Genomic DNA, 7,045 nt, shown 5'->3' on the forward strand with positions numbered 1-7,045 from the left:
GCCCGGGGGACAGCGGGTGCGGCTTCCGCCGGGCCGTCAGTGCGCCGGCGCGCCCACCCTGGCCCGCTTCGGCAGCAGGAACCCGACCGCGAAGGCCACCACGATCAGGGCGAAGGTCACCACCGAGGCCTGCTCGGCGCCGTCGAGCGCCGACGGCAGGTGCGCGCCGCCGCCGTGCCCGCCGAGCAGGCTGAAGAAGATCGTGCCGATCACCGCGACGCCCAGCGAGAGGCCAAGCTGCTCGAACGAGCCGAGGGCGCCGGTCGCCGAACCGACCTCGTGGTCGGCCACGTCACCCAGGATGATGTCGAACAGCGGCACGAAGATCATCCCCATGCCCAGCCCGCCGATCAGGTTCGGCACGATGAAGTCCCAGCCGCTGATGCCGATCCCGGCCGACGTGTACACGACGTACAGCCCGACCACTCCGGCACCCATCAGCGCCAGGCCGATGTGCAGGATCCTGCGGCCCAGCTTGGGCATCAGCGCGCCGCCGAACCCGGAGCCGATCATCGCGCCCAGCGCCCACGGCGCCATCGTCAGGCTGGCCTCCATCGGGCTGTACGCCAGGCCGAGCTGCAGGAAGATCCCGACGATGAACATGCCGCCCATGGCCGCGAAGAAGATCACCGCGAACAGCACGCCGGAGACGTACGACTTGCGGCCGAACACGCTGGTCTCGATCAGCTGCGACCGGCCGGTCCGCTTGCGCCGGACCTGGTACCACCCGAACACCGCAAGCACCGCCACCGCGGCGGCCAGCATGACCGCGGTCCACGCCGGCCAACCCAGCTCACGACCCTGCACCAGCGGGTAGATCAGCAGGAACGTGCCGGCGGCCGCGAGCAGGACGCCACCGAGGTCCAGCCGCCTCGGCCCGGCGCCCGGCGCCGCCGCCGGCAGGAACTTCGCGGCGACGACGAAGGCGAACGCGCCGATCGGAAGGTTGATCAGGAAGATCGCCCGCCACCCGGTGCCGAGAATGTCGGCGTCGACCAGACCGCCGCCGATGATCGGTCCGAGCATCGCCGACAGCCCCATGATCGGCCCGAACACGCCCCACGCCTTCACCATCTCCGCCGGCGGAAACAGGTCCCGGATCAGCCCGAAGCCCTGCGGGATCATGACCGCGCTGAACGCGCCCTGCAGCACCCGGAACGTGATCAGCAGCTCCGGCGTCACCGCGAGCGCGCAGGCCAGCGACGCCACCGCGAACCCGCCCACCCCGAGCAGCAGCATTCGCCTGCGCCCGAACATGTCCCCCAGCCGCCCGCCGATCAGCAGCAGCACCGCGAGCGCCATCGTGTAGCCCGCTCCCATCCACTGCAGGCTGGCGTAGGACCCGCCCAGGTCCGCCCGGATCGCCGGCGCCGCCACCCCCACCACCGTCGAGTCGAGCAGATCCATCACGGTCGAGGCCAGCACCGCCGAGAAGGCCAGCCAACGCCAGCGGTACCCGGCCGGCTCGGCCGCCACCCGCTCCTCGCCCTGGCCCTCGGCCGGCGCTTCCAGCATCGCGGTCATCGTGTCCTCCGCTCGATCGGAACAAATTGTTCTGTTCTGACACTATCAGAACGGAACAGTTTGTTCCAAGTGCTGGGGAGAACTTTCTGGGTACGCAAGCGAAGGCCCCCTTCACTCCAGCTGGGCGGAGCGAAGGGGGCCGTCAGGCGTGGCGGGCTACGAGGCGTGGTCCTCCAGCATCTCGGTGACCAGCGCGGCGATCGGCGAGCGCTCGGAGCGGGTCAGGGTGACGTGGGCGAACAGAGGGTGGCCCTTGAGCTTCTCGATGACGGCGGCGACGCCGTCGTGCCGGCCGACGCGGAGGTTGTCGCGCTGGGCCACGTCGTGGGTGAGGACGACGCGGGAGCCGGTGCCGAGCCGGGACAGGACGGTGAGCAGGACGTTGCGCTCCAGGGACTGGGCCTCGTCGACGACCACGAAGGAGTCGTGCAGCGAGCGGCCGCGGATGTGGGTGAGCGGGAGGACCTCGAGCATGCCGCGGTCGAGGACCTCGTCGATCACGGTCTGGGTGATCAGCGCGCCGAGGGTGTCGAACACGGCCTGGGCCCAGGGCTGCATCTTCTCGCTCTCCGAGCCCGGGAGGTAGCCGAGGTCCTGGCCGCCGACCGGGTACACCGGCCGGAAGACCACGACGCGGCGGTGCTGGCCGCGCTCCATCACGGCCTCGAGGCCGGCGCACAGGGCGAGGGCGGACTTGCCGGTGCCGGCCCGCCCGCCAAGCGACACGATGCCCACGTCGGGGTCGAGCAGCAGGTCGAGCGCGACGCGTTGCTCGGCGGAGCGCCCGTGCAGGCCGAACGCCTCGCGGTCGCCGCGGACCAGACGCACCTGCTTGTCCCTCGTGACCCGGCCGAGGGCGCTCGACGAGCCGGCGAGCAGCCGCAGGCCGGTGTTGCACGGGTAGTCGCCGCCGATCTCGATCCCGTACGGGGCCAGGTCGACGGCGCCCTCCTTGTACAGGGCGTCGATCGCCTCCTGCGGCACGTCGAGGTCGGCCATCCCGGTCCAGCCGGACGGGGTGACCTCCTGGGCCCGGTACTCGTCGGCCTCCAGACCGACGGAGGCGGCCTTGACCCGCAGCGGGATGTCCTTGGTGACCAGGACGACGCCCGGGATGTGCGCGGCCAGGTTCAGGGCGCAGGCGAGGATGCGGGAGTCGTTGGAGTCGGCGCGAAATCCGAGTGGGAGCACCTCCGGGTCGGAATGGTTGAGCTCGACGTGCACGGTGCCGCCGCTGGCGCCGATCGGGACGGGCTTGTCCAGCCGGCCGTGCTGCAGCCGCAGGTCGTCAAGCAGGCGCAGGGCCTCCCTGGCGAACCAGCCCAGCTCGGGGTGGTGACGCTTGCCCTCCAGCTCGCCGATCACGACCAGCGGCAGAACCACGGCGTGCTCGGCGAACCTCGCCACCGCCCAGGGGTCCGAGAGCAGCACGGACGTGTCGAGCACGTAGGTTCGACGGTCCGCTGCGACGGTGCGCCTGGACGAACGAGAAGCAGTCACGGCAACCTCCCGTGCGAACGCGACACCCACGTCCGCGCCTCGAAGGGCCGGGCACCACCCTGGCTGGCCGGTTCGCCGTGACGCCGGGACCGGCGTCAGGCTCCCCGCCCACGAGGGCCGGGTGCCGACCCTCTCGCGATCGTCACCGTCACGACCAGGGCCTCCCGGACGGGCCGCGCTGACACGACCCGTCACTTTGGACGCTACCTGCGGTTGCCCCACTTCGGCAGCCAGCCACACAGGTGATTTCCACCAAGGCTCTAGAGAGTTACTGAACGTGACCGCGTCGCGCGAACGGAGCATCCGCCGGCCGGGCGACGGCCGCCGCCCGCGAGCCCGGCCCATCCGCTCCGACCAGGCACGAGATCGCGGGCAGAAAATCCCGAATTGTCACCGAGAAGATCGGCTCACCCGGCCGAGAAACCGAGATTGGTGAATCTCGGCCGGGTCGCCGACACGAACGAGTAATCGACGATGCCCGACGATTGAACACCGATAGGATCGTCACCGACGAGGTATCCACGTGCGGAACTGACGAGTTCCTCGATACCCCCCAATTTGAAGGAGATGGACCACGTGCTGAAGAAGGTTGGCCTTGTCGCCGCGGCGACGATCGGCCTTTCCCTTGCCGCCACCCCGGCGTTCGCCGCCCCGGCGACGGACGCCGCCCCGAAGTGCGACGTCTCATGCGATGCCCCGGTCACCTTCTCGACCGCGTACTGGACGTTCATCGAGAGCGGTGCGGACCTCGGTCGCGGCGCCGCCGGGCTGATCGCGGCCGCGTACGCCGGAATCGCCACCACCCCGGCGCTGATCGCGCACTCGTTCTCGTGCGGGGATGGCTGCTGAGATCGCTCGGCGAGCTTAGCGGAAAGGGCTCAGGAACCGACGTTCCTGAGCCCTTTCACTATGCGCGCCAAAAGCGGTTACGAGCCGAATCTGCGGTGCCGGATCGCGTAATCGCGCAGCGCGCGCAGGAAGTCGGTGCGCCGGAACTCGGGCCAATATGCCTCGCAGAACCAGAACTCCGAATGCGCCGACTGCCACAGCAGGAATCCGGACAGCCGCTGCTCGCCGGACGTTCTGATGAGCAGGTCCGGGTCGGGCTGGCCGGACGTGTACAGATGCTCGGCAATGTGGTCGACGTCGAGCACCTCGGCCAGCTCCTCGATGGGCGTGCCCCGCTCGGCGTGCTGCTGCAGCAGCTTGCGGACCGCGTCGGCGATCTCCCGGCGGCCGCCGTAACCGACCGCGATGTTGACCTTCATGCCGGTCTTGCCCTCGGTCCGGCGCGCGGCCTCGACGAGCCGGGCGGCGGTCTCCCGGGGCAGGGCGTCGAGCGCCCCGATGATCTGCATCGCCCACGGGTTGGCGGGTTCGGCGAGGTCGTCGACCACGTCGGTGATGATGGCCAGCAGGGGTCCGAGCTCGTGCTCCGGCCGCTGCAGGTTGTCGGTGGACAGCAGCCACAGCGTGACCACCTCGACCCCGGCCTCCCGGCACCAGCCCAGCAGGTCGGTGATGCGCCGCGCGCCGGCCCGGTGGCCGTCGTTGACGTCGGTGAACCCCGCCTCGCGCGCCCACCGGCGGTTGCCGTCCAGCACCACCCCCACGTGCCGCGGCCGGCGACCGGCGGCCTGCTGGATGAGCCGCTTGTCGTAGAGGCCGTAAACGAGGTCGGCGACGCGCCTGCGAAGACTCACGTCCCCGCACGGTACGCCCATCGGCCGGCGAGGGGCACACTGATGACATGCCCCGCGCCGAGATCGATCCGCTCTGGCAGGACATCGACGTCATCGAGCGGCTGGTCCGGGAGGCGAGAACGGTGGCCGTCGTGGGGTGCAGTCCGCATCCGGGCCGGCCGAGCCACAACGTGGCGCGCTACCTGCGCGGGGCCGGGCTACGGGTCCTGCCGGTGAATCCGACCGTGCCGGCCTGGTACGGCCTGCCGGTCTACCCGTCGGTGGACGCGCTGCCCGAGGCGCCGGACATCGTGGACGTGTTCCGCCGGCCGGAGTTCACGCCGGAGATCGCCGAGCAGGCCATCGCCGTCGGGGCCGGCGCGCTGTGGCTGCAGATCGGCGTGATCAACATCGAGGCCGCGCGGATCGCCGCCGCGGGCGGGCTGGACGTCGTGATGGACCGGTGCCTGATGGTGGAGCACCGGGAGGTCGTCGGCTGGAGCTAGCGGTCCGCGCCATCCGCCGACCCGGCGACGCCGGCGGCAAACACGCTGGTAACGCCCGGTTCACCGGGGTCACGTAACCTGTCTGTCGTGCCCGCCGCGACGCTGACTCCACCGCCCGGCCAGTACGTCAAACCGCGGATGCGCGGGGTGATCCACTACTGGTCGTTCCTCGTCTCGGTCGCCACCGGCGCGACGTTGATCTCCGTGGCGGCGGCCACCGTGTCGGCGAAGGCGGCCATGGCCACGTCGGTGTACGGGGCGACGGTGCTCGGCATGTTCGGGGTCAGCGCGCTGTACCACCGGCGGTGGTGGGTGAGCCTGCGGGTGCGCGCCTGGATGAAGCGCCTCGACCACTCGATGATCTTCCTGTTCATCGCCGGCACGTACACCCCGTTCATGCTGCTGGCGATGCCGCCCGCGAGCGGTTACGTCGTGCTCGGCGTGGTCTGGGGCGGCGCGCTCGCCGGGGTGGCGCTCAAGCTGTTCTGGCCGCACGCGCCGCGCTGGCTCGGCACCCCGATCTACATCCTGCTCGGCTGGGTCGCCGTGTTCGTCTTCCCCGACCTGACCCGGCACGCCGGCGTCGCCGCCCTGGTGCTGCTGCTCGTCGGCGGGTTCTTCTACACCCTCGGCGCGGTCTTCTACGCCACCCGCTGGCCCGATCCGTGGCCGCACATCTTCGGGCACCACGAGTTCTTCCACGCCGCCACGGTGCTCGCCGCGATCACCCACTACATCGCGATCTGGTTGGCGATCTTCTAGGAGCGGACGCGAGGCCGCGGGTGGGATGGCCTCGCGGGAGCGACCAGACGGCACTAAAGCTCCGGACCCTTGGCGCGCAGGTCGTCCACTTTGGACATCGCGTCGCGCAGTTCGGCCAGCCAGGACTCGGCGTGCTCGCCGACCAGCCGGACGGCCCAGGCCAGCGCCTCGGAGCGGGAGCGGGCGACGCCGGCGTCCACCAGGGTGTCCAGCACCATCCGCTCGGCCTGGCGCAGCCGGGTCATCACCGGCACCGAGTGCGTGGTGAACAGCTGCTCGGTGCCGCCGAGCTTGGCGCCCCAGGCCACCTTGCGGCCGTACCGGTGCTCGGCCTGCCGGGCGATCTCGATCCGCTCGTCCCTGGTCTCCTCGCGGAACCGGCTGATCCGGCCCGCCTCGGCGGCGCCGCGCGCGGCGTCATCGGCGAAGTCGCCCTCCAGCGGGGGCAGCTCGCCGACGATGATGATCTCCTCGCGGTCCACGGTCACCCGCGGGTTCTCCACGAACCAGCCGTCCGGCAGCCGCCCGGCGAACCAGGCCGCCGCGTCGTCGGCCGAGGGCAGGTCGGCCTGCTGCCACCCGCCGCGCCCCCGGTAACCCCGGCCGTGCCACCCGCGTCCCATGCGTCCCACCATCCCGAAGTGCTTGTGCATCTCAACTCCCCGATTACATGATTACATCACTGCACAAGTTACGCCGAGCCGCGGGCGTGCGGGGAGCGGTTCACTCGGAGCGGAACGCCCTCAGCGGCGGAGGGCGGCGGCGAGCTCGGCGACGGTGGTCACCGGCCGGTCGCAGACGTAGCCGCGGCAGACGTAGGCCGCGGGACCCCCGTTGACCAGGGGACGGTCCGCCAGCAGCGGCACACCCGGAGCGTCGGGGGCGCCGGCGAGCACGACCGCCCCGCCGGGCGCGGACGCGACGGCGGCGGAGACGAGCTCGGTCCGGCGGGGGTCGTCGGCCGCGCCGACCAGGGCCACCTGGATCGGGCCGTGCTCGATCGCCTCGGCCACGCTCAGCCAGTGGCCGGCGAAGCGCGGGGCGCGGGCGGCGAGCAGCCCGGCCCTGGCC

At 71.3% G+C, this 7,045-nt stretch carries 7 protein-coding genes and 1 pseudogene; 3 read left to right on the forward strand and 5 right to left on the reverse strand.

Annotation, left to right across the window (positions count from 1 at the left end; all coding sequences use genetic code 11):
* Positions 1-36: 36 nt before the first annotated feature.
* Together VGX25_RS09175 and VGX25_RS09180 are read right to left on the reverse strand one after the other, a co-directional pair.
* Positions 37-1,524 carry an MFS transporter gene (locus tag VGX25_RS09175; protein WP_326917200.1) on the reverse strand — a complete coding sequence of 496 codons (1,488 nt, stop codon included), beginning with the start codon at positions 1,522-1,524 and terminating at the stop codon, positions 37-39.
* Positions 1,525-1,680: 156 nt separating this feature from the next.
* Positions 1,681-3,024, reverse strand: a complete 1,344-nt coding sequence (locus VGX25_RS09180; protein WP_326917201.1) for a PhoH family protein — start codon at positions 3,022-3,024, stop codon at positions 1,681-1,683.
* A gap of 576 nt (positions 3,025-3,600) precedes the next feature.
* Between VGX25_RS09180 and VGX25_RS09185 the strand changes: the two genes are divergently transcribed.
* Positions 3,601-3,873 carry a hypothetical protein gene (locus VGX25_RS09185; protein ID WP_326917202.1) on the forward strand — a complete coding sequence of 91 codons (273 nt, stop codon included), beginning with the start codon at positions 3,601-3,603 and terminating at the stop codon, positions 3,871-3,873.
* 77 nt (positions 3,874-3,950) lie between these two features.
* Here the strand turns inward: VGX25_RS09185 and VGX25_RS09190 are convergent, their stop codons facing one another.
* A complete protein-coding gene (locus VGX25_RS09190) occupies positions 3,951-4,727 on the reverse strand; it encodes an isoprenyl transferase (RefSeq protein WP_326917203.1) in 777 nt (258 codons plus the stop codon).
* Between the two features lie 47 nt (positions 4,728-4,774).
* Between VGX25_RS09190 and VGX25_RS09195 the strand changes: the two genes are divergently transcribed.
* Together VGX25_RS09195 and trhA are read left to right on the forward strand one after the other, a co-directional pair.
* Positions 4,775-5,212, forward strand: coding sequence for a CoA-binding protein (locus VGX25_RS09195; protein WP_326917204.1), 438 nt, complete (start codon positions 4,775-4,777; stop codon positions 5,210-5,212).
* A 78-nt stretch (positions 5,213-5,290) separates the two neighbouring features.
* Complete coding sequence (trhA, locus tag VGX25_RS09200; RefSeq protein WP_414635742.1) at positions 5,291-5,974, forward strand: PAQR family membrane homeostasis protein TrhA; 684 nt, start codon at positions 5,291-5,293, stop codon at positions 5,972-5,974.
* Between the two features lie 53 nt (positions 5,975-6,027).
* Here the strand turns inward: trhA and VGX25_RS09205 are convergent, their stop codons facing one another.
* Both VGX25_RS09205 and VGX25_RS09210 read right to left on the reverse strand, forming a co-directional pair.
* On the reverse strand, positions 6,028-6,597 hold the full coding sequence (locus tag VGX25_RS09205; RefSeq protein ID WP_326917210.1) for a hypothetical protein: 570 nt from the start codon (positions 6,595-6,597) through the stop codon (positions 6,028-6,030).
* A 120-nt stretch (positions 6,598-6,717) separates the two neighbouring features.
* Positions 6,718-7,045 (reverse strand): annotated as a pseudogene (locus tag VGX25_RS09210) (N-acylglucosamine 2-epimerase); the annotation flags it as partial.

The sequence above is a fragment of the Actinophytocola sp. genome, assembly GCF_035942955.1.
Lineage (GTDB): Bacteria > Actinomycetota > Actinomycetes > Mycobacteriales > Pseudonocardiaceae > DASYTH01.